General features: G+C 63.1%; 17 protein-coding genes and 1 tRNA gene. 8 read left to right on the plus strand and 10 right to left on the minus strand.

Annotated elements, in window-relative coordinates; translation table 11 throughout:
* The 4 genes from VLE48_06980 to VLE48_06995 all read right to left on the minus strand — a co-directional run.
* Nucleotides 1-652 (minus strand): DnaJ domain-containing protein (locus VLE48_06980; protein ID HSA92738.1); only part of this gene is annotated, 652 nt, incomplete at its 3' end.
* Between the two features lie 16 nt (nt 653-668).
* Nucleotides 669-1,253 carry a nucleotide exchange factor GrpE gene (gene grpE, locus VLE48_06985; GenBank protein HSA92739.1) on the minus strand — a complete coding sequence of 195 codons (585 nt, stop codon included), beginning with the start codon at nt 1,251-1,253 and terminating at the stop codon, nt 669-671.
* 7 nt (nt 1,254-1,260) lie between these two features.
* On the minus strand, nt 1,261-2,307 hold the full coding sequence (gene hrcA / locus VLE48_06990; GenBank protein HSA92740.1) for a heat-inducible transcriptional repressor HrcA: 1,047 nt from the start codon (nt 2,305-2,307) through the stop codon (nt 1,261-1,263).
* A gap of 145 nt (nt 2,308-2,452) precedes the next feature.
* A complete protein-coding gene (locus VLE48_06995) occupies nt 2,453-3,301 on the minus strand; it encodes an Mrp/NBP35 family ATP-binding protein (protein ID HSA92741.1) in 849 nt (282 codons plus the stop codon).
* Between the two features lie 80 nt (nt 3,302-3,381).
* On the opposite strand from VLE48_06995, the gene VLE48_07000 reads away from it, so the two are divergent.
* Nucleotides 3,382-3,458 (plus strand) — tRNA-Arg (locus VLE48_07000).
* 19 nt (nt 3,459-3,477) lie between these two features.
* Here the strand turns inward: VLE48_07000 and VLE48_07005 are convergent.
* Nucleotides 3,478-4,182 carry an ion channel gene (locus VLE48_07005; GenBank protein HSA92742.1) on the minus strand — a complete coding sequence of 235 codons (705 nt, stop codon included), beginning with the start codon at nt 4,180-4,182 and terminating at the stop codon, nt 3,478-3,480.
* A 168-nt stretch (nt 4,183-4,350) separates the two neighbouring features.
* On the opposite strand from VLE48_07005, the gene VLE48_07010 reads away from it, so the two are divergent.
* Genes VLE48_07010 through VLE48_07020 form a run of 3 tightly spaced genes read left to right on the plus strand, consistent with a single transcriptional unit; the run spans nt 4,351 to nt 10,448 of the window.
* Nucleotides 4,351-5,694 (plus strand): TolC family protein, encoded by a 1,344-nt coding sequence (locus VLE48_07010; GenBank protein HSA92743.1) that lies wholly within the window; start codon nt 4,351-4,353, stop codon nt 5,692-5,694.
* Between the two features lie 21 nt (nt 5,695-5,715).
* Nucleotides 5,716-6,819, plus strand: a complete 1,104-nt coding sequence (locus VLE48_07015) for an efflux RND transporter periplasmic adaptor subunit (GenBank protein HSA92744.1) — start codon at nt 5,716-5,718, stop codon at nt 6,817-6,819.
* Nucleotides 6,820-6,851: 32 nt separating this feature from the next.
* Nucleotides 6,852-10,448 (plus strand): efflux RND transporter permease subunit, encoded by a 3,597-nt coding sequence (locus VLE48_07020; protein HSA92745.1) that lies wholly within the window; start codon nt 6,852-6,854, stop codon nt 10,446-10,448.
* A 69-nt stretch (nt 10,449-10,517) separates the two neighbouring features.
* On the opposite strand, the gene VLE48_07025 is transcribed toward VLE48_07020, so the two are convergent.
* The 3 genes from VLE48_07025 to VLE48_07035 form a co-directional block, all read right to left on the minus strand.
* Complete coding sequence (locus VLE48_07025; GenBank protein HSA92746.1) at nt 10,518-11,771, minus strand: ABC transporter permease; 1,254 nt, start codon at nt 11,769-11,771, stop codon at nt 10,518-10,520.
* Nucleotides 11,772-11,778: 7 nt separating this feature from the next.
* Nucleotides 11,779-13,038, minus strand: a complete 1,260-nt coding sequence (locus VLE48_07030) for an ABC transporter permease (protein ID HSA92747.1) — start codon at nt 13,036-13,038, stop codon at nt 11,779-11,781.
* A 468-nt stretch (nt 13,039-13,506) separates the two neighbouring features.
* Nucleotides 13,507-14,034: an acyl-CoA thioesterase gene (locus VLE48_07035; protein HSA92748.1), complete on the minus strand. Its 528-nt coding sequence runs from the start codon at nt 14,032-14,034 to the stop codon at nt 13,507-13,509.
* Nucleotides 14,035-14,143: 109 nt separating this feature from the next.
* On the opposite strand from VLE48_07035, the gene VLE48_07040 reads away from it, so the two are divergent.
* Entirely contained in the window at nt 14,144-14,467 is a 324-nt protein-coding gene (locus VLE48_07040; protein ID HSA92749.1) for a tetratricopeptide repeat protein, read from the plus strand.
* A gap of 16 nt (nt 14,468-14,483) precedes the next feature.
* Here the strand turns inward: VLE48_07040 and VLE48_07045 are convergent, their stop codons facing one another.
* Both VLE48_07045 and VLE48_07050 read right to left on the minus strand, forming a co-directional pair.
* Nucleotides 14,484-15,614 (minus strand): S41 family peptidase, encoded by a 1,131-nt coding sequence (locus VLE48_07045; protein ID HSA92750.1) that lies wholly within the window; start codon nt 15,612-15,614, stop codon nt 14,484-14,486.
* Between the two features lie 322 nt (nt 15,615-15,936).
* Nucleotides 15,937-16,767: an SDR family NAD(P)-dependent oxidoreductase gene (locus VLE48_07050; protein ID HSA92751.1), complete on the minus strand. Its 831-nt coding sequence runs from the start codon at nt 16,765-16,767 to the stop codon at nt 15,937-15,939.
* 86 nt (nt 16,768-16,853) lie between these two features.
* On the opposite strand from VLE48_07050, the gene VLE48_07055 reads away from it, so the two are divergent.
* The 3 genes from VLE48_07055 to VLE48_07065 form a co-directional block, all read left to right on the plus strand.
* Nucleotides 16,854-17,462 (plus strand): LON peptidase substrate-binding domain-containing protein, encoded by a 609-nt coding sequence (locus tag VLE48_07055; GenBank protein HSA92752.1) that lies wholly within the window; start codon nt 16,854-16,856, stop codon nt 17,460-17,462.
* 84 nt (nt 17,463-17,546) lie between these two features.
* Nucleotides 17,547-19,043: a hypothetical protein gene (locus VLE48_07060; GenBank protein ID HSA92753.1), complete on the plus strand. Its 1,497-nt coding sequence runs from the start codon at nt 17,547-17,549 to the stop codon at nt 19,041-19,043.
* A 41-nt stretch (nt 19,044-19,084) separates the two neighbouring features.
* Nucleotides 19,085-20,689: VWA domain-containing protein (locus tag VLE48_07065; protein HSA92754.1), on the plus strand; the 1,605-nt coding region annotated here is incomplete at its 3' end.

The raw sequence follows: 20,689 nt of genomic DNA on the forward strand, positions 1-20,689 counted from the left end.
CCTCCAGCGTTCGTTCCTGCACCACGCGCCCTTCGCCCTTGCACTTGTGGCAGGGATGCGTGACCACGCGCCCGGCGCCCTCGCAGGCAGGACAGGTGCGAGCCACCGCGAAAAATCCTTGCTGGTACTGCACCTGGCCACGGCCATGGCAGGTGGAGCACATGGCCGGAGCGTGGCCGGGCTCGGAACCGTGCCCCTTGCAGGTCTCGCAGCTTTCCCGGCGGCGAATCTTGACTTCCCGCGTGATGCCGAATGCCGCCTCTTCAAAGGTCAGCACCAGGTCGTCGCGCAGATCGGGACCGCGCTGCGCTCGTGTGCGGCGCCGGCCGCCGGTGCCGAAGATGTCGCTGAAACCGAAAAGATCGCTGAAGATGTCGGCGAAATCGGGAAAGCCCGCCGACGCATCGAAGCCGCCTACGCCCGCATGCCCAAAGCGGTCGTATTGGGTGCGCTTCTCCTGGTCGGAGAGCACTCCGTACGCTTCCGAGGCTTCCTTGAACTTCTCCTCCGCCTCGGTGTTCCCCGGGTTGCGGTCGGGATGGTACTGCATGGCCAGGCGGCGGTAGGCGCTCTTGATCTCCTGCTCGCTGGCCCCGCGGGCCACGCCCAGCACCTCGTAGTAGTCGCGTTTGGCGTTGGTTGCCGTCGCCATTCCTCAGATCGCCATCTTACTTCTTGGGATTGCGTGACACACGCACCATGGCGGGACGCAGCAGCCGGTCCTTGAGCTTGTAGCCGCGCTGCAGCTCTTCCACCACCTGATGGTCAGGAACGTCGTCGCGGTCTACCATCTCCACCGCCTGGTGCAGATGAGGATCGAAGGCCTCCCCCAGGGCGGGGACGGGACGCACGCCCAGCTTGACGAGAGTGTCCTCGAACTGCCGCCGGATCAGTTCCAGTCCGCCGCGCAGTTCCTCGGAGGCGGCAGCCTTTCCGGCGCTCTCCAGGCTGTCGAGCACCGGCAGCAGCGAGCGCACCGCTTCCGCCAAAGCGTACTCGCGGTGTTCTGCCTGGTCCCGGGCGGCGCGCTTGCGCGCGTTCTCGAACTCCGCCTGCTGTCGCGCCAGGCGGTCCAGCAAGGCATCCCGTTCGGCGGTGATGCGGGCCAGTTCCTCCTCCATGGGAGGCGCGGCCGGCGCCGGGTCTGCCCCCTGCGGCTTTTCGATGAAGCCGTCTTCTTCCGCGGGCGGCAGCTCGTGCTCCACATCCAGTTCGCGCGGCTCGACTTCGGGTTTCCCGTTGGCCTTCGCCATCGTCGTTCTATTTCTCCTCGTTCAGCAGCTTGTCAAACAGTTTGGCGATGTAACTGACGGCCGTGATGGTGTGCTGGTAATCGATGCGCGTCGGCCCGATCACCGCCAGCGATCCCATTACGTCCTGGCCGACGCGGGCGGGCGCGCCGATGAGCACGAAATTGCGCATGTCGGGCAGCGCTTCCTCCAGTCCGATGACCACACGCACCGCTTCCTGGCGCGCGTCCAGATAGGCGCCGAGCAGGTCCGCCACTTTCTGCTTCTCCTCCAGCGTCTGTAGCAGGCGGCGCAGCCGGTCGCGGTCTTCCTCGCTCACCACCAGGTTGGCCGCGCCTTCGATGTACACCTGCGCCGGCGCTACATCGACCGGAGAGAGCGCGCCTTGCTTCTGCAATTCCTCGAGCGACTGCATCAAGCGGTCGTACTCGCTGCGCTCACGCTCGATGCGGCGCGACATCTCCTCCTGCATGGTTTCGATCGTCCAGCCCGCGAAGTTCTCGTTCAGGTAGCGTGCCGCGGAATCGAGCTCCGTTTGCGGCCAGTCATGCGGCAAGCGCAGCACCCGATCGCGCACCAGCCCGGAACGCATCACCACTACGGCCAAAATCTTCTGGGGCGCGAGCCGGGAGAAATAAATGTGCTGCAGCGCGTTACGCGCTCCTCCCGCCACCACCACCCCGACGTTGGCGGAGATCAGCGACAGCACGTGCGAGGTGCGCTCCAGGAATTCCTGAACGTCGCTGACGCCCTGGAAGGAATCGTGGATCAGTTCCTCGTCCCCGGCCGCCAAACTGGTCTGGCCGCTGATCTGCTCCACGTAATAGCGGTACGCGGCGGCGGTCGGCACGCGCCCGGCGGAGGTGTGGGGCTGCTCCAGGTAGCCGGCGTCGGTCAGGTCCGCCATCACGTTGCGGATAGTGGCTGCGCTCAGCCCTTCCTTATTACTGCGGGAAAGCGTGCGCGAGCCGACCGGCTCGCCGCTGCTGATGTAGGTCCGCACCAGCGCCGTGAGGATTTCGCGCTCTCTCCTGCCGATGTTCTCAGGCTGTGGCATCAACTGCGCCCTGCTGTAGCTCTAACTAACTGAAAAACATTGACTTATCTATGACTTTAGAAGGGTCGTCCCTAACCCCAATTCTAGGGAGGTACAGAGGGCCTGTCAAGATTAGCACTCTGGCCGGAAGAGTGCCAAAAGAGCCCTATCGGATCTCCAGGAAGCTGTCCGCAGGCCGTGCGGCTAGCTCGCTGAGGCGGTGGACCACGGTCTTGGCGAACTCGTAGATAGAGCGGGCATGCGGAGAGGCTTCGCCTTCGAGCGCCACGGGGGCGCCGGAATCGCCGCCTTTACGGATATCCGGGTCCAGCTCGATGGCGCCCAGGAAGGGCACGCCGAACTGGCGCGCGGTGCGTTCGGCTCCTCCACGCGAGAAGATGTCAATCTCGTTGTGGCAGTGCGGACAGACGAAGTGGCTCATGTTCTCCACCATGCCCAGCACCTCAACCTTGACCTGGCGGAACATCTCAATCGCCTTGCGGGCGTCCTGCAGGGAGACATCCGAAGGCGTGGAGACGACAATGGCGCCGGTCAGGGGCGCGCTCTGCACCAGCGAGAGCGCTACATCGCCCGTGCCCGGCGGCAGGTCGATCACCAGATAATCCAGTTCGCCCCACTCCACTTGCTGCAGGAATTGCCCGATGATCTTGTGCAGCATGGGCCCGCGCCAAATCAGCGGCCGGTCGCCCGGGTTCAACAATCCCACCGAGATGACTTTGAGGCCGAACTGCTCCAAGGGTTCGATGCGGTTGTTTTCCAGCACCCGCGGCGCCTGGCTAGTGCCCAACATCAGGGGGACGTTGGGACCGTAGACATCGGCGTCGAGCAGCCCGACGCGGTGTCCCATCTTGGCCAGCGCGATGGCCAGGTTGACGGCGATGGTGGTCTTTCCTACCCCGCCCTTCCCCGACCCAATGGCAACCACGTTCTGTACTCCGGGCAGCGGCTGCGGCCCAGGCGGCACTCCTTGCGGTGCTTGAGGGTGTGCGGCCAAGCGACTCTCCTGAAGGAAACGAATGAAAGACTTAAAACTGGATTATACGCTGGTGTAGATTGGAGACAGATTCAGCCCTTGGGCGCGTAGCTCAATTGGATAGAGCACCGGCCTTCTAAGCCGGTGGTTGCTGGTTCGATCCCAGCCGCGCCTACCAGACTCCTTACATCTCAGTCTCACCCTTCATGTTCCTGTCGTGAGCGTCCGCCGACCAGAAACGCAATGAGGCGGCCGATGATGACTGCGGGGAACATGACCCCGGCTACGGCCTCGAGCAGCGCCAGCGACCGCGCGAAGCCCTTGACGGGCACCATATCGCCGTACCCTACGGTGGTGAGCGTCGCGAAACTGAAGAAGGTGAAGTCCGGCCAATACAAGGCACGGCCGGGGTCAATCGAAGAACGGAACGAGCCGGGTGAAGTCTGCTCAATCAGTACGTAGGCCGTCCCCCAGGTGACTCCTGCGAGCAAGTAAGAAGAGATGGCGCCATAGAGTGTGTCGGACGTGACTCGCGGGCTGGTCAGAACGCCCTTCAAGATGGTGGCGCAAGCAAAGGCGAAGAATAGAGTCATGAAAGCCAGTGCGGCCTTCTTCACCGGCGCCTCCGAGCTCACCGAGACCAAGAGTCCAAAGACGATCGCCGGCGTGCCGAGCACCGCTCCCCAAATGGCCGCTCGCCTATCGCGCAGGATGGCATAAAGCGAGGCCAGGATCACGGCAATGGTGAAAGGCGCCAGGAGCCCCGGCCGCGGCTGGTCGCCGGCCAGGAGGGGATACACCAGCAGCATGGCCAGTTGCCCCGCCAGCAGGTAGGCGAAGCGATGCTCGGTGGAATGCGGGGCGGCCTGCGTATGCCTGGCGTGATTCTGTTGTTCGGGCATTCGGAAACTCCGCGATCTTGGCCCGGATTCTCCGTTGGGCCGACAAGGCGCTGGGAGTATACTCCGCGAATTCAACTTGGTGGTCCGACGACAATGTGAGCGTCCAGTAGTGGGACTTTCGCTGGCCTCCGCCTGGCCGTGCCCGTGGCCACCACTCGGGAGGTGACAATGCAGGCGGGACGAGTGCTTCCCATCGCCCTTCTAGGCATTACCCTGGTCTGCTCGGGTCAGGAGCCAGCAGGGGCGGCGAATGATGTCCTGACGCTGGAGCAGGCAGTCAGCCAGGCGGTCGAATCCAATCGTTCGCTGCGGATCGCTGACCTGGAGGTGGCCAAGGCTGGGGACCGCTTGAGCGCGGCACGCACGCGACGGCTGCCATCCCTGGATGTCTATCTGATCGGTTCCCAACTGCTGCAGCCAGTAAGCTTTCAGTTCCCTGCCGGCGCCTTTGGCGACTTTCCTGCCACCGGGCCCATTCCGTCCGAGGACGCGAAGATCACCACGCCGCGGCGGCTGAGCGCCACCATCCTGACGCGTGTGACGCAGCCGCTTTCACAGCTCTACCAGATCGGTCTGGGGATTCACCAGCGCCGCCTGGCGCAGGACGTGGACCAGGAAAAGTTGCGCGCCGAGCGGCAGAACGTGGTCAACCAAGTGAAGCGGGCCTACTATGCCGCTCTGGAAACACAGAGCGGGCTCGACGCCGCCGAGCAGTCCGTGCGGCACCTGCGCGAACTCGATCGCCTGATGGGCGACTACGTAGTGCAACAGGTGGCGCTCAAGTCCGAGGGCCTCGACGCCAAGGCGCGGCTCGCCCAGGCAGAGTATCGCGAACTGGCTCTGCGCAATGCCCTGGCGTCCCAAAAGGAGCAACTCAACCTGCTGCTGGGGCGGGACATCCGCACCGAATTCGAGATGAGCCCGGCCGCGGAGCCCGGCTACCTGGAGACCGACCTGCCGGCTTCGCAACAGCGCGCCCTGGCGCGACGGCCGGAGATCCGACAGGCTCGCTTGCAGGTGGAGCAGGCCGAATATGACCGCCGCATCAAGAAGGCGGAGTACATCCCCGATCTTAGCCTCGCCTTCAACTATGTCTCGTTCACGAGCCTCGACGTCCTGCCGCGCAACCTGACGACGCTCGGACTGCAGTTGAGCTGGGAACCGTTCGACTGGGGACGCAGAAAGAATGAACTGGCGGAAAAAAGCAAAGCACTCGACCAGGCCCAGACCAGCCTGCGGGAGGCAGAAGCCCGTGTGCTGGTCGATGTGAACCATCAGTTCCGACGACTGGCGGAGGCACGCGCCCTGCTGCGAGCAGCGCAAATCGCGCAGGATGCCGATCGCGAAAAGCTGCGTGTAGTGACCAATCGCTACGGACAGCAGGCGGCGCTGCTCCAAGAGGTGCTGCAGGCGGAATCCGCTGTCGCGCAAGCCAGCCACGAGTACCAACAGGCGGTGGCTTCGTTCTGGACCGCCAAAGCGGATTTCGAAAAGGCTGTGGGCGAGGACTGACGCATGAGGAGACTGTGTGGAATGACTTTGCTGGCCGGCCTGGTCGCCATGACAGCCGGGTGCAGCAAGCACGAAAGTCCGGAGAGGCCGGCTACGCCGGTGCGGGTGGAAGAGGTACGGGAACACAGTGGCGGCGAGGTCGTCCGCTACTCGGCCAGCATCGAAGCCAACCAGCAGGTGGAGCTTGCCTTCAAGGTAGGCGGCTACGTGCAACAGATTCGGCAAGTCCGGGGCGCGGACGGCCGCACACGCCACCTGCAGGAAGGCGACTGGGTGTCTCAGGGAACCGTGCTGGCCCAGTTGCGGATGGATGACTTCACAGCCAAGGTGGAACAGGCTAGGTCGCAGTTCGAAACCGCGCAAGCATCGCTGGAAAAGGCCAGGCTGGATTTCGAGCGTGCCTCGAACCTGTTTGCCTCGCAAAGCCTGACCAAGCCCGATTACGATGCCGCCAAGGCTCAGTTCGACTCGGCCCAAGCGCGCCTGGAAGGCGCGCGCGCCACACTGACCGAGGCCCAGATCAGCATGGGCGACGCTTCCCTGCGGGCGCCTTTCCCGGGGCTGATCCTGAAGCGTGAGGTTGAGATTGGGACGCTCGCTTCGCCCGGCACGCGAGCGTTCACCCTCGCCGACGTCAGCGTCGTCAAGGCCGTAATCGGCGTGCCCGATGTGGTGGTCGCAACCATGAAGCCGGGAGCCTCGCTGGTGGTAACCACGGAAGCCGTGCCGGGCGCCGACTTCCACGGCCGCATCACTCGCGTCTCGCCGGCCGCCGACCCCAAGAGCCGGGTGTTCGAGGTCGAGGTCACAATCCCGAACCCGAAGAGCGTCCTCAAAGTGGGCATGATTGCGACCCTGCCAACCGGTGGACCCGGTCCCGCCCAACATTTTCCCGTGGTTCCGCTGGCTGGAGTGGTACGGGCGAAGACGGGCGAGGATCAATACGCCGTATTCGTGGTCGGGTCTGAGAAGGGAAAGCTGTCTGCCCGCATGCGGCCGGTGAAGTTGGGAGAGGCCTACGGCAACACGGTAGCCGTGCTTGACGGCGTGCAGGTAGGTGAGCGCGTGGTGACCACCGGCGCCACGTTGTTGAACGACGGGGACGCCGTCGTCTTGATCCCCTGATGTGAGTGCGATACCGGCTGCAACGGAGAACCATGAGCCACGGCAAGAGCGACGCAGAAATCATCCAGACGACGCACAACACCTCGCGGTTCTTCGTGGAGACCCGGCATGTGTCCTGGGTTCTGCTGCTGGCCACCTGCGCCTGGGGTGCGTTTGGCTACTACAGCATGCCGCAACGCAAGGATCCGGAGGTCCCGGTCCGCGTGGCGGTGGCGCTCACGCCCTGGCCGGGAGCGAATGCGGAAAAGATCGAGCAACTGGTCACCAAGAAGATCGAAGAGAAGATCGCCGAGAACGCGCGCGTCACCAAGATCGAATCGATTTCCCGCACCAGCGTTTCGGTGGTCTACCTGGAGCTGGACAAGAACCTCAAGGAGACGGCGAAGGAACTGGATGACATCAAGCTGAAGCTGGACAGCATTAACGACCTGCCCGACGGAGCGGGCCCCATCAATTTCGTCAAGGATTTCGGCGACACGGCGGCGCTGATGATGACGGTGGCCAGTCCCAAGGTCAGCGAGGTGGAGATCTCGCTGCGCGCCCGGGCGGTGCGGCAGGCGATCGAGCGAACGCGGGCGCAGGCGCCGCCCCAGTTTGCGACCTCCCGCTTCACTGTGGTGGTGGGCTACCCCGGCTCACTCAACCCCAGCGTGATCCATGTGGGCCTGGAGATGTTCGTCCGCTTCCTGCGGAACAAGGGGTACGCATCGGACGTCCGTCCCATCGAGGGCGCGGGCTTCGTGGCGGTAGATGGCGTCTCGACGGCCGACGAGGCAACCCTGTTGGGCCACATGAGTGAGTTCGTGCAAACGCACTTGCGGCAATCCGAATTTCACCCGGACACCTGGCCGCCGGTGGTCATCCGGGACCCTGCGGAAACTCAAGCAAAGCTGGCTGCGACCGCGGGCGACAAGTACAGCTACCGAGAACTGGACGACTTCACCGACCTGATCCAGAAAACCATCCAGACCATCCCGCTCGTCTCCAAGGTGAGCCGCTCCGGCGTGCTGCAGGAACGCGTGTTTTTGCTTTATTCCCAAGAGCGGCTGGCGAGCTATGGCTTGCAGCCGGCGAACCTTCCCAACGTGCTCCGGGCGCGCAACATCACGCTGCCGGGCGGCCAGTTCGACGTCGAAGGCAAGAACATCACCATCGATCCCTCGGGCGAATTCAAGAGCGAGAAGGAGATCGGCGATGTGCTGCTGCCCATCAGCGGTTCGGGCGCGCCCGTGTACTTGCGCAACGTGGTGGATATCGCCCGGAACTACGAAAGCCCGCCGCGCTATCTCAACTTCTACAGTTGGCGCGATGCCGAAGGGCGATGGCACCGCAACCGGGCCATCACGCTGGCGGTGCAGATGCGCTCGGGACAGCAAATCGAGGAGTTCGGCGAAGCCATCGACGCGACTTTGGCAGACCTGAAGAAGCGCTTGCCCGAGGACCTGATCCTGGCCCGGACATCGGACCAGCCTCTGCAGGTGACCGAGTCCGTCGAGCTGTTCATGAAGAGCCTTTACGAAGCCATCATCCTGGTGGTCCTGGTCTCACTAATCGGGTTCTGGGAGTGGCGCTCGGCGGTGCTGATGGCGTTCTCCATCCCCATCACGCTGGCCATGACCTACGGAATGATGTATGTGCTGGGGATCGACCTGCAGCAGGTGTCGATCGCGACTCTTATCATCGCCTTGGGCCTGCTGGTGGACGATCCGGTGGTCGCCGGAGATGCCATCAAGCGCGATCTGGCTATTGGCCATCCCTCGGTGATCGCGGCCTGGCTGGGGCCGACCAAGCTGGCTACCGCCATCCTCTACGCCACCATCACCAACATTGTGGCGTACCTGCCATTCCTGCTCTTGAGCGGTGACACGGGCAAGTTCCTCTACAGCCTGCCGGTGGTGATCGCTTGCTCGCTGGTTGCCTCACGCATTGTTTCCATGACGTTCATTCCGTTGCTGGGCTATTACCTGCTGCGCCCCCACCCCGAACCGCCGGTGGAGGAACGTCGCCAGCATGGCTTCCCGGCCTTCTACTACCGTGTGGGAAGTTGGGCCATCGAGCATCGCTGGAAGGTGCTGGCGGGTTCAATGGTCTTCATTGGCTTGGGTGCATTCTTCATGAGCCAGTTGAAGCAGCAGTTCTTCCCCAAAGACCTCGCCTATCTCTCGTACGTGGACGTCTGGCTGCCGGAGGATGCCCCCCTGATCGCTACCGATCATGCTGCGCGTGCGGCCGAGCACGTCATCGAGGAAGTCACACAGGAGTACGGCACGGAACATCCGGGAGACGACGGCAAGCCACGCCAGGTGCTGGAGTCGCTCACCACGTTCGTGGGCGGGGGCGGGCCGCGCTTCTGGAACTCTGTCTCGCCGGAGCTGCAACAGCTCAACTATGCGCAGATCATCATTCAGGTAAAGGACAAGCACGACACGCAGCACCTGGTGGGTCCCTTGCAGGCGGCGCTCTCATCACGCATCCCGGGCGCGCGCATTGACGTCCGCCAGCTCGAAACCGGCGCACCCGTAGGCATCCCCGTTTCCATCCGTCTATCGGGAACCGACATTCCCGCCCTGCGTGCAGAAGCAGAGCGGATCAAGCAAATCTTCCGTGCCATCCCCACGGCGACGCGGATTCGCGATGACTGGGGAGATGAGAGCTTCAGTGTGCGGCTGAGCACGGACCCTGACCGCGCCAATCTGGCTGGTGTTTCCAACCTCGACGTCGCCGCCGCCTCGGCCACGGCCATGAGCGGACAGAGCGTGACTACGCTTCGCGAGGGCGACAAGCAGATTCCCGTAGTGGCGCGCCTGCGCATGGAAGAACGAGCCCAGCTCTCGGACATCAAGAATCTTTACGTGTATGCCCTGCAGGGAACGCAGAAGATCCCCTTGCGGCAGGTCTCCAACGTGGAGTATGCGCTGGAGACAGAGAAGCTGCGGCGGCGCAATCAGTTCCGGACAATCACGGTGTCGGCGTTTCCCGTAGCCGGCGTGCTCCCCTCCGAGGTCTTGAATGGCGCGCGCGCTCGCATCCAGGAAGTTTCGGACGCGCTGCCTCCGGGCTTCAGACTGGAAATCGGCGGCGAAGAAGAGAAACAAGTGGAGGGTTTCGTGGAATTGGCCATCGTCATGGCCATTTCCGTGTTTCTCATCTTCCTGGCATTGGTGATGCAATTCAAGAACGCCATCAAGCCGTTCCTTGTGTTCGCCGCCATTCCCTATGGGATGGTGGGCGCGTTGGGAGCGCTGTGGATTATGGGCGCTCCGTTCGGATTCATGGCCTTCCTGGGAATCGCCAGCCTGGTGGGCGTGATCGTCAGCCACGTCATCGTGCTCTTCGACTTCATCGAAGAACGGCACGCCCTGGGGGAACCGCTGATGGAGGCTCTGCTCGACGCCGGCATCGTCCGCCTGCGGCCGGTGATGATTACCGTGGGCGCTACCGTGATTGCGCTGTTTCCGCTGGCCTCACACGGAGGCCCGCTGTGGGAGCCGCTGTGCTACGCGCAAATCGGCGGGCTCACCGTGGCCACCTTCGTAACCCTGCTGCTGGTGCCCACGCTCTACGCGATTTTCGTGCTCGACTTGAAACTGGTGAAGTGGGAGACACGCGAGCATCCCCCACAAGGCTAGCCGGCCGGCTACTTGGGGGACTGCGGGTAGCCGATGAAGTGCTGGCGGCTCAGACCATCTGGCCCCCAGCTATTCGTAGCGGAGCGCCTCGACCGGCTCCAGATGGGAGGCCCGCAGGGCGGGCACTAAGCCGCTCAACAACCCGATCACAACCAAGATTCCAGTCGAGGTGAAAACGGTGGCCAGAGAGATGTGAAGGCGAATATCGCCCTTGCCCGATGTGTCCTCAAAGAGCGGCCCCAGCATCGGCAAGGTAGGCGTGACCGCGGCAATGAAGTAGGCCAGTACGAATCCGCAGGCGCCCCCCATCAGCATGAGAATCAAGGCTTCGGCCAGGAACTGACCCTGGATCTGACGGCGAGTGGCACCCAGGGCCCGCCGCAGGCCGATCTCGCGCACGCGCTCGTCCACCGAAACCAGCATGATGTTCATCACACCAACGCCGCCAATGCCCAGGGTCAGCGTGCCGATGAAAGCCAGGAGCACTTGCAGGCCAATGGTAATGCCGTCGATGATGGGCCGGAATTCCTCCCTTCCGAACATCTGAATGGCCTTTTCGTCGTTGGGAGCGAAGCCCTGGCGTTCCGCAACCGCCGCCAGCACCTGGGCCTTGGCCCGCTTCTCAAACTGCGGCGCGACGGGCGCGAACAACAGCACACTGGCATAGCGGGTGTTCCACAGGTCGCCCGCCGCAGTGAAAGGGATGAAGACCGACTCGTCATCGCTGGTGAAGTAATTGCTCATTTGCAGCTTGCGATCCATGGTGCCGACTACGGTGAAGCGTACCCCGGCGACGCGGACTTCCTTGCCCACTGCGGACGAAGTGCCGAAGAGCCGCTGGCGCGCGCGACCTCCGAGAAAGATCAGCCGGCGCCGTTCGTAGAGGTCCGCCGCGTTGAACCACCGGCCGTCGTTGGGGACCTCATTGCGCATCTCGCCATATTCGGGGCAGACGCCGCGCACCGCAGTGTTGATGAGCTGTTCGTTGTAAGTTACGGGCAACCAGCGGACCGTTTCCAAGCATGCGGTCTTCACCAATGAGGCCTGGGCCCGTACCTGCTCCAGGTCGGCCTGTTCGAACCGGACTCTCTTGCCCGCTCGCTGTCCGCCGGCTTGCTCGCTGGTTTGCTGTGGCCAACAGATGACGGCACTGCGTCCAAAGGCTTCGAAAGCATTCACCAGCACCGCGCGGAAACCTCCACCGTATGCCATCAGGAGAGTGACGGTGACGATACCCCAGGCGCTGCCCAGCATGGTCAGAGAGCTACGCACCCGGTTACGGCTGAGAGCCGCCCAAGCCTCGCGGATGAGCTGTTGCACCATGGCTCGGCTATCCTCCAGCCTCGTAGTGCAAAGCTTTGACCGGATCAACGCGAGCAGCCTTGCGAGCCGGGTAGAGCGCCGCCGAGACGGCAACGGTCCCCAGCAAGCCGACCGCAAGCAGGCTTGAATACCAGGTGGGCAACAGTCCAGCGAAATAGTCCGGCATGGGCAGCAGGTTCACCAGGGTGCACAGACCATACGCAATTGCCAGACCGACGGCGCCGCTGGTCAGCGCCACCATTGCGCTTTCGAAAAAGAACTGCCGGATGATGGCGCTTTGGGTTGCGCCTACCGCCTTTCGAATCCCGATCTCGCGAGTACGCTCGCGCACGGCAACCAGCATCACGTTCATCACGCCGATCCCGCCCAGGAACAAGGTCACGATGCCGACGGCCCCCAGAAAGTACTTCATGCCCTCCGTCATGCGCCGGAAGGCCTTGGCATTCTCGATCGTGTCCCAGATGCTGGCTGCCTCTTCATCGCGCGGGTCGAAACGATAGATCCGGCCCAGCACCAACCGGATTTGTGCTTTGCAAGCCGCGTGCTGCTCAATCGAATGCGGCGCCACCAGCAGGCGGTCCAACGTGCCGGGTGGATCGGGGGGACGGTTCGGAAAATCGCGGATCATGGCGGAAATCGGCACAAAGACCTTGCGCACATCCCAACCGTCGTAGCTGGAGTCCTGCTTCTTGTTATGCATCAATCCGATCACCCGGTAGGGGATGCTGTTCAAGAAAATGGTTTCGCCGATAGCCGGCCGGGTGCCAAAGAGCTGCTGGCGAGCTTCGGATCCCAGAAACGCCACACGGCGGCCTGCGCGTACGTCCTCCTCGTTGTAGAAACGGCCCTCCTCCACATCGATGCTGCGGATATCCGCAAACGCGGGGTCCGAACCCGTTACGGTGATGGCGGCGTCATTGTAGGGACTGCGGATGCGGATATCGTTCTGCCCCAATTCCGGAAGGACATAACGGCAATCCGGAGCGTTATCGGCGATACCAGGCACATCGTCCATCTGCCACCGCAGGCGGCGCCCGGCTCGCAGCCCTCCGGCCTGCAGGCTGGTGCGGCCGGCAAAGACGATCATCAGGTCCTTCCCGAAACCCTCTGACATCTTGCGCTCGCCCACGCGCAGCCCCTCTCCGGCCGCCACCATGAGCACGATGGAAACGATTCCCCAAGCAATGCCGAACATGGTCAGCGCGGTGCGCAGCTTGTGGGCCTTCAGCGTATGAAGGGTGTCGAGGATGAGATCGCGTGGCCGCATCAATCGCCGGACAAGAATGGCTTCTTAAGAATACGCAACGGATGGGCCGCCAGTTTCCCGAACTAGGCTCAACCGCCCTGTCCTAGTGACGGTGGGAATCCGAAACTGTAACCAAGTGCCAGACGCCGGGACAGGTTGCCCTCTAAGTGGACGGGCCCGGCTGAGGGCCGAAACGGCCGTTCCCCAAGCGGTAGTCGGAATGGATGTTGGGCGCGGGGAGGCGATCCACGCTGACAACCAGGAGTTACTTGCGGGCGCGCAGGTAGCGGACAAAGTCCTGTAGTGCGAAGGGCAACGCCACCGAGGGGATGGCGAGGGCGAGAAGGACTGTGAATTGTTCCACCGAAATCGTCTCCTCCGAATGCGTCAGGGGCTAGGATCCGACGCCGCTTCACATGTGAATCTATGGCAAGGGACAAGGCCCCGCTGTGACGGACGTCACACCAGCCGCATTGGCCCCTGCCAGGATTACGGCCGAGGCCCAGTTCCGGATTTGTGGGCGGAGCGGCGGCGCTCGCTTTCCGCCAGACGGGCGGCGCGACGGCGCTCGGCATCCGCGTGGCGGCGTTTCTGGTCCTCCGACTCGGGCACGACCGGAGGCACCGGCTGGCGGTTGCCCTGGGCGTCCACGGCTACGAACGTCAGGTAGGCGGAACTGACGTGGCGCGTGCTGTTGTTCAGGTAGCTTTCCACCCAGCACTTCACGCCCACTTCCATAGAGGTGCGGAAGGCACGGTTCACCGACGAGCGCAGGATCAACAGGTCGCCCACGTGGACGGGCGCCAAGAAGTCCAGGTGATCCATGGAAGCCGTGACCACGTAGCTGCGCGAGTGGCGATGCGCGGCCATGGCCCCGGCCATATCGATCAGGTGCATCAGCCTGCCGCCCAGCAGGTTGCCGAGCGGGTTGGTGTCGTTGGGCAGAACGACTTCAGCCATCTCGGATTGCGAGTCTTTCACCGGGCGGGGAGTGAGATCGCGCTGTGATTCGGGCATGAAAGGATTCTCCAGAAGCAGGAACGACATTCTAATCGGTAAACCGCAACCACAGACAATTGACGATTGCAGACAAAGGATTGATGATTGACCGCGGACATCCAGCCCTATGACGAATCGCATTGAGATGCTGTCGCAGTTCCTGGCCGAATATCCGCAGGACGCTTTCGCCCGTTACGGATTGGCCATGGAATACTCGAAGCTGGGACAGGTGGAAACCGCACTCGAGCACTTTGGCAAGCTGCTGGAACAGCATCCGGATTACACCGCGGGCTACTTCATGGCTGCGCAGACGCTGGCTGCTGCCGGCCGCACCGACGAGGCGCGCACCATGCTGCGCCGCGGCATCGCATCCGCCGAGAATGCAGGCAACGCCCACGCGAAGTCGGAGATGGAAGCGATGCTGGCGGAGTTGGGCCAAGGGGCCGGGTAGTGCGCTCCATCGGTCTTCAGTTCAGTGATGAGCGAAGCTCTTGTCCCGTGCCTTGAAGCCGTCCCTTGGCCATCGAGTATGCCTTCGCCAGGCAGATATCCTTCCGTTGACGCAGATCATCCTCCGAAGGCAGACACGGCGAGTCGGGGGTGACGCCGCCATCCCCGATCTCCTCGCCGCCCTCCAGGACGACTCGGCCGACGGAGACCTCGGTCGCGTAGGGAGAAACAATGTCTGAGCCGACTTGATCGGAGAAGACACGGGCGGCCTTCACACTCCCGGCCGTGCGGTCGCCCAAGACCACGGCGCGTCCCTTCCGCTGGAAGAACCTCGCAAAGATCTCAGCGGCGCTGGCGCTTTCACTGTCCGCGAGAATGTAAAGAGGCGCCTGGATGTTCGGCTTCCGCACCTTGACTTTGATCGGTTCGGTCTTCCGGCGGCCGACAATGTCAGCGACCTTGGCCGGCTCGGACTCAAACAGGCCGGTCATGTAGCTGAGCGTATCGATGCCGCCACCCTGATTCCCGCGCAGATCGACAACGACTGCCTTCGCATTCTTGATCTTGCTGGTCAGGAGAGACATGAAGTATTCGCTCATCTCAAAATCGCGCAGTTCCAGATAGCCGATGCCATCTTTATCCGGAGGCGCGTAACGGTATACGCCCTCCTTGCGGCTTGCTTCGGTCTTGGGATCCTCGAAATCGCGCATCAGGTCATTCACGTAGTGAGAATCCAAAGTGTTGGTCACGGCCGGCGAGATCTCAACCCTGCCTTCCAGCTGAACCGTCTGCATCGGACCTCCGTGGCGGGAGTAACCGATGTGTAGCTTCGGAGCCGGCGCATAGAAACGCAAGAATGCAATTAGCGTGCTCCAGGTGCTCCGTTCCGCCCGGGCGCCGTTGACGCTAAGGATCCGGTCGCCGATCTGGAGTCCAGCCCTCTCGGCGACGCCTTTCTTCTTCAAATCCCAGATGTAAACCTCATCCCCAAAAGCTTTGGCCTGGAAACCAAAGAAATACCGATGCTGCCAGGGCGGCGGGATGAATCGAGTATGTCCATCCTGCAAGCGCTCCACGGCCTTGAAGATGGCCACCACCATTCCGACGTAGGAATTGGCCTGCTCGATGCCTTGCCGCGCGTCGGCCACGACCGCTTTCCAGTCGAGGCCGCCGAATGCGGGATCGTAGTATTCCTTCTCGATGTGAGACGCTACGACCTCGAGCATGCGGCGGCAATTCTCACGTTCCAGCTCGAGCGATTGCCCGGCCTCCGTAGGGGCGGCAAGCGCAGTGGCGACCAGCAGAGCGCCCAGGACCGGGCGCAAGGACGGGAGGCGGACTCTGCTCATGTAGTCCCCCGGCACCATGTGCCGTTTGAGATAGGGGCCCGACTTCGTCAAGCGCAATCTAAAAGCAAGTAGGGACGTCCTGTCAATTGCCGCTTCAAGGCCTCGAGGCCACGGCTCATGCTTAGCGACTTCCCGAGTCTGCCATGGCCTCTGCGATCACCTGGTCCGCCGGACGTAGCAGGCGCGCCATGACGTGCTCCAGCAGGCGCGGGAACAGTTGGTAGAGCTTGATGAAGATGTGGTCCCTCCAGGGCACAACGACCTCACGCTTCCCTTTCCGATAGGCAACCAGAACAGCGCGGGCAACACGCTCCGCAGAGATGCCCTTGCGCGCGGCGGTGCCCAGCCGCATGCGTTCTTTGCCCTTCACGGCGTTCACGGCAAAGTCGGTGGCGATGAAGCCGGGACAGACGGTCAGCACGTTGATGCCGGTTCCCCGGAGCTCGATGCGTGCCGTCCTTCCGACGGCGTTGAGCGCAAACTTGGTCGCGCTGTACGCGCCGCTGTAGGGAACGGCGATATGCCCGGCGACGCTGGATATATTGATGATGGCGCCCGAACCCTGCTTCTTCATCACCGGCACCACCGCCTGCGTGCACGCGATGGCGCCGAACAGATTGGTTTCGAACATGCTCCGGCAGGCGGCCAGGTCCAGGGTGGCAATGGAGTCGATGAGCCCGTGCCCGGCGTTGTTGATCCAGACGTCGATGCGAGCGAAGCGCTCCAGGGTGGCGGCTACCATGCGCTCGATGTCCTCACGGCGACGCACGTCGCAGGCCATCGCCAGGGTCCGTTCTGTGTGACCGATGCGTTGCCGCGCCGCCTCGGCGCGCCCCGCGTCGCGTGAACTCAGCACTACAGTGGCAGCATGGTCGGCGAAGATTCTGGCCAGCGCCTCGCCGATGCCCATCGATGCTCCGGTGACGACTACGACCTTTCCCGCGAGTTCCATGCCGAGCATTGAATGGCCTCGCCACAAGCAAGTCAAGCGCTGCAACGCACGGTTCGCAGGCGTATGCTAAGGGCGCCAGGCCCGGTATGAGTTCGCTCATTGCCCTTTTCCCGCTCGACGTCGTGCTCTTTCCCAGCGCACCCCTGCCCCTGCACATCTTCGAACCGCGCTACAAGGAAATGATCGGGGAATGCATGGCGGCGAAGCGCTCGTTCGGCGTCGTGCGCTCGCAGGGAGAGACGCTGGCCGAGGTGGGGTGCACGGCAGAGATTCTCGAAGTCACCAAGAAGTATGAGGACGGCCGTCTCGACATCCTCACCCAGGGCCGGCAGCGCTTTGAGTTGGTGGGACTGAACCAGGATCGTGCTTTCCTGCAGGCCGAAGTGACCTATTTCGACGACGAACTGGGCGCCACGGAAAAGCATGAAATCGAGCGCGCCATCCGCTTGTACCACGAGGTCGTCGAGGTGGCGGGCGTCGAAGCTCCCTCTCCCATGCCTGGCGCCGGCGAACTCTCTTATCAGTTGGTCGCGCCTTTGCCGCTCGACCTGGACTTCAAACAGACGCTGCTGGGCATGCGCTCGGAACCGCAGCGTGTTTCTGCGGTCATCGAGTATTACCAGGCGCTGTTGCCGCGGATGCGCCGCTCCATCCAGGTGCGGCGCGTGGCCGGCGGAAACGGTCACGCGATCTGACCCGGCGATGCGCGTCACCCGCCGGGCCGTGGTTGCGCGCGGCGTATAATCGCTGGCATAAAGCTCAAGGGGACTTCTTCCGTCATGGCCCTTCCTCAGACACTCGGTGAGCTGCGCCGGAGCAGCGAATTCTGTGAACAACGCGTCCGCGGGCGGCGGGTAAAAGACGAGCTGCGCGAGAACCTGATCGCCAAGCTCCATCGCAAGGAGGAGATTCTCCCCGGAATCATCGGGTACGACGACACGGTAGTGCCGCAGATCGTGAACGCCATCCTCTCGCGGCACAATTTCATCCTGCTGGGCCTGCGCGGGCAGGCCAAGAGCCGTATCCTGCGTTCGCTCACCGGCCTGCTGGACCCGATGCTGCCCTGTGTGCGCGGCTGCGAGATCCATGACAATCCCTACGCACCCATCTGCCTTGCGTGCCATGAACGCCTCGCCGCCGAAGCGGACGCTACGCCCATCGCCTGGCTCGCACCCGAGCAGCGCTACGTTGAAAAACTGGCGACGCCGGATGTGACCATTGCCGACCTTATCGGCGATATCGACCCCATCAAAGCCGCCCGCGGTGGGCACGAACTTTCCAGTACGCTGACCATGCACTACGGTCTGCTGCCGCGTTCCAACCGCGGCATCTTTGCCCTCAACGAATTGCCCGACCTGGCCGGCAAGATCCAGGTCGGGCTGTTCAACATCATGCAGGAAGGCGACGTTCAGATTAAGGGCTACCCGGTGCGCCTGCCGCTCGACGTGGCCCTGGTATTCACGGCCAACCCGGAGGACTACACAGCGCGCGGCAAGATCGTGACGCCGCTGAAGGACCGTATCGGCTCGGAAATCCGCACCCATTACCCGGCCACGCTCGCCGAAGGTATGCAGATCACGGCCCAGGAAGCGTGGACGACGCGCGACGGCATGCAGTTGGTCATTCCCAAGTTCGTGGCTGAAGTCATCGAGGCCACCGCCTTCGTAGCGCGGGAAGACAAGAAGATTGACAAGCGCTCGGGCGTAAGCCAGCGCCTCGCCATCAGTTGCCTGGAGAACGTGGTGTCGAACGCCGAGCGTCGGGCCATCCGCGGCAGCGAGACGCTGGTGGTTCCGCGGCTGAGCGACGTCTATGCCGCCTTGCCCGCGCTGACCGGCAAGCTGGAACTGGAGTACGAGGGCGAAATGCGGGGAGGCGATGCCGTGGCCCGCGAACTGATTCGCACCGCCATCGCCCGCACGTTTGACGGCTATTTCTCGGGCGCCGGCCTGCAACATGTTGTGCAGTGGTTCGACCTGGGCGGCTCCATCCGGCTGGACGAGGACGTGGATTCCACGCAGGCATTCGATGGTCTGCGCCACATCGGAGGCTTGCTGGAGCAACTCGCCCCCTTGGGCGTGAAGCCCAAAGACCCACCGGCGGTGCTGGTGGCGGCAGCCGAGTTCGTGCTTGAAGGGTTATACGCGCACCGGCGCATCGGCCGGAACGAGGAGCGGGTGTTCACCGCAGGCGAAAAAGCGGCGCGACGCGTCGAAGTCAGCCCGCCTGAGCCTACGGACGAGCCTCCCGTGCGCCGGCGCCGGCCCTACAATTGATCCTTGCCTCGCGGGCCCCAACTCCATCAGGAGGAATCGCCATGATGCGCAGCAAGACAATCCAGTTCCTGGCTTTGCTGGTGATTTCCGGCGCAGCTCTGTTTCTGGTCGCACAGCAGCCCGACACCCAGGTATCACCCGTCATCCGCGTGACTACCCGCCTGGTGATGGTGGACGTGATTGCCGTGGACAAGAGCGGCAATCCGGTCACCGATCTGAAGCCGACGGATTTCACGCTCGAGGAGAGCGGCAAGAAACAGAAGGTCAGCGTCTTCAGTGTGCATAAGACGGCCGGCCCGGCAGCCGCCCCGGTTCTTCCGCCGAACATTTACAGCAACCGGCCAGAAGCGCAAATGGCACAGGGCGCCGTTACCATTCTGCTGGTGGACGGCCTGAATTCACCTTTCCAGAACCAGGCCTTCGTGCGGCAGAAGCTGATCGAGTACGTCAAGACGCAGCACCAGCCCGGCCAGCGCATGGCGGTGCTAGCCCTGGGCCGAGGGCTCTACCGGCTGCAAGGGTTCACTAGCGACCCAGCTCTCTTGCGGGCCGCGCTGGAAAGCTGGCGCCCGGAGAGCGCGAGAGAGACAGCCACTACCCCCGCGGAGCAGCGTGTGACCTCAGCGGTGCCAGAAGACGTGGGTACGCTGGGTACGCGAGGCTATTCCCCGCCGCGGCCACGGGCGCAATACATTCTGGGCGCGATCGAGCATTTCGAGCAGGAACAGGCCGTAACGGCACTCGAGGTTCGCATGGGCGTCACGCTGGAGTCCTTGCGTGCCATCGGGCGCATGGTCAGCGGCATGCCAGGACGCAAGAATCTGGTTTGGGTATCCGCCGCCTTTCCCTTCACGCTCACCCCGGAGGACGCTGCGGTAACTTACACGCCCACGCGCGCCAACGATCCCACGGCGCCGCCGCCCATCGCAGAGGAGAACACAGCTTTCGCATACAGCCAACAGCTCCGGCAGGGCCGGGTGGATGAGATTCGCCGCACGGCCGCCTTGCTGGCCGACTCGCAAGTGGCCGTGTACCCTGTGGACGCGCGAGGATTGATCGGGGCGCAGCAGATTGCCGACGCCAGCCGTAGTGGGCTCAATGCCGCCGGTTTGCTGAAGATGGGACACGAGTTTGGCGCGGAGGTGCAAAGCCTCGGTGCCTCGATCACCTCCAACCAGGGAGTGATGCAGGAGCTAGCGCAGCAAACCGGTGGTCGGGCCTATTACAACCGCAACGACATCGATGCCGCAGTCGCTCTGGTGTTCAGCGACGCCGACAGCTATTACAACCTGGGTTATTACCCGGACAGGAAGAAGTTCGACGGCTCGTTCCGCAAGATCAAGATCTCCGTGACGCGGCCGGGCGTGGAACTCCGCTATCGCCGCGGCTACTACGCGGTGGACCCGGCCAAGATCGACGCCAAGCAGCGCGACGAAGAAATGCAAAAGCTGATGCTGCGTGGTTCCGGCGATGCCACCATGGTCACGTTCGATGCGCGCGTAGTGCCGCCCACGGCGCCGGCGGCGCAAGCCAAGGTCACGGTGCAGTTCCTGGTGCCGGCGACTTCGTTCAGCGCGGAGGAAGCAGGTGGAGGCCGGCACATTAACCTGGACTTTTTTGTGACTGCCATCACGCCGGACGGCAAG

The sequence above is a fragment of the Terriglobales bacterium genome, from assembly GCA_035454605.1.
Lineage (GTDB): Bacteria > Acidobacteriota > Terriglobia > Terriglobales > Acidobacteriaceae > DATMAB01.

Bases quoted from the DNA above. Each gene is read 5' to 3' on its own strand.
- VLE48_07050 (HSA92751.1), bottom strand. From the start codon at position 16,767: ATGGAACTCGCGGGAAAGGTCGTAGTCGTCACCGGAGCATCGATGGGC.
- VLE48_07035 (HSA92748.1), bottom strand. From the start codon at position 14,034: ATGCCCGAATCACAGCGCGATCTCACTCCCCGCCCGGTGAAAGACTCG.
- VLE48_07060 (HSA92753.1), top strand. From the start codon at position 17,547: ATGGCCCTTCCTCAGACACTCGGTGAGCTGCGCCGGAGCAGCGAATTC.
- VLE48_07015 (HSA92744.1), top strand. From the start codon at position 5,716: ATGACTTTGCTGGCCGGCCTGGTCGCCATGACAGCCGGGTGCAGCAAG.
- hrcA (HSA92740.1), bottom strand. From the start codon at position 2,307: ATGCCACAGCCTGAGAACATCGGCAGGAGAGAGCGCGAAATCCTCACG.
- VLE48_07040 (HSA92749.1), top strand. From the start codon at position 14,144: ATGACGAATCGCATTGAGATGCTGTCGCAGTTCCTGGCCGAATATCCG.
- VLE48_07025 (HSA92746.1), bottom strand. From the start codon at position 11,771: ATGGTGCAACAGCTCATCCGCGAGGCTTGGGCGGCTCTCAGCCGTAAC.
- VLE48_07030 (HSA92747.1), bottom strand. From the start codon at position 13,038: ATGCGGCCACGCGATCTCATCCTCGACACCCTTCATACGCTGAAGGCC.
- VLE48_07055 (HSA92752.1), top strand. From the start codon at position 16,854: ATGAGTTCGCTCATTGCCCTTTTCCCGCTCGACGTCGTGCTCTTTCCC.
- VLE48_07010 (HSA92743.1), top strand. From the start codon at position 4,351: ATGCAGGCGGGACGAGTGCTTCCCATCGCCCTTCTAGGCATTACCCTG.
- VLE48_07005 (HSA92742.1), bottom strand. From the start codon at position 4,182: ATGCCCGAACAACAGAATCACGCCAGGCATACGCAGGCCGCCCCGCAT.
- grpE (HSA92739.1), bottom strand. From the start codon at position 1,253: ATGGCGAAGGCCAACGGGAAACCCGAAGTCGAGCCGCGCGAACTGGAT.
- VLE48_07020 (HSA92745.1), top strand. From the start codon at position 6,852: ATGAGCCACGGCAAGAGCGACGCAGAAATCATCCAGACGACGCACAAC.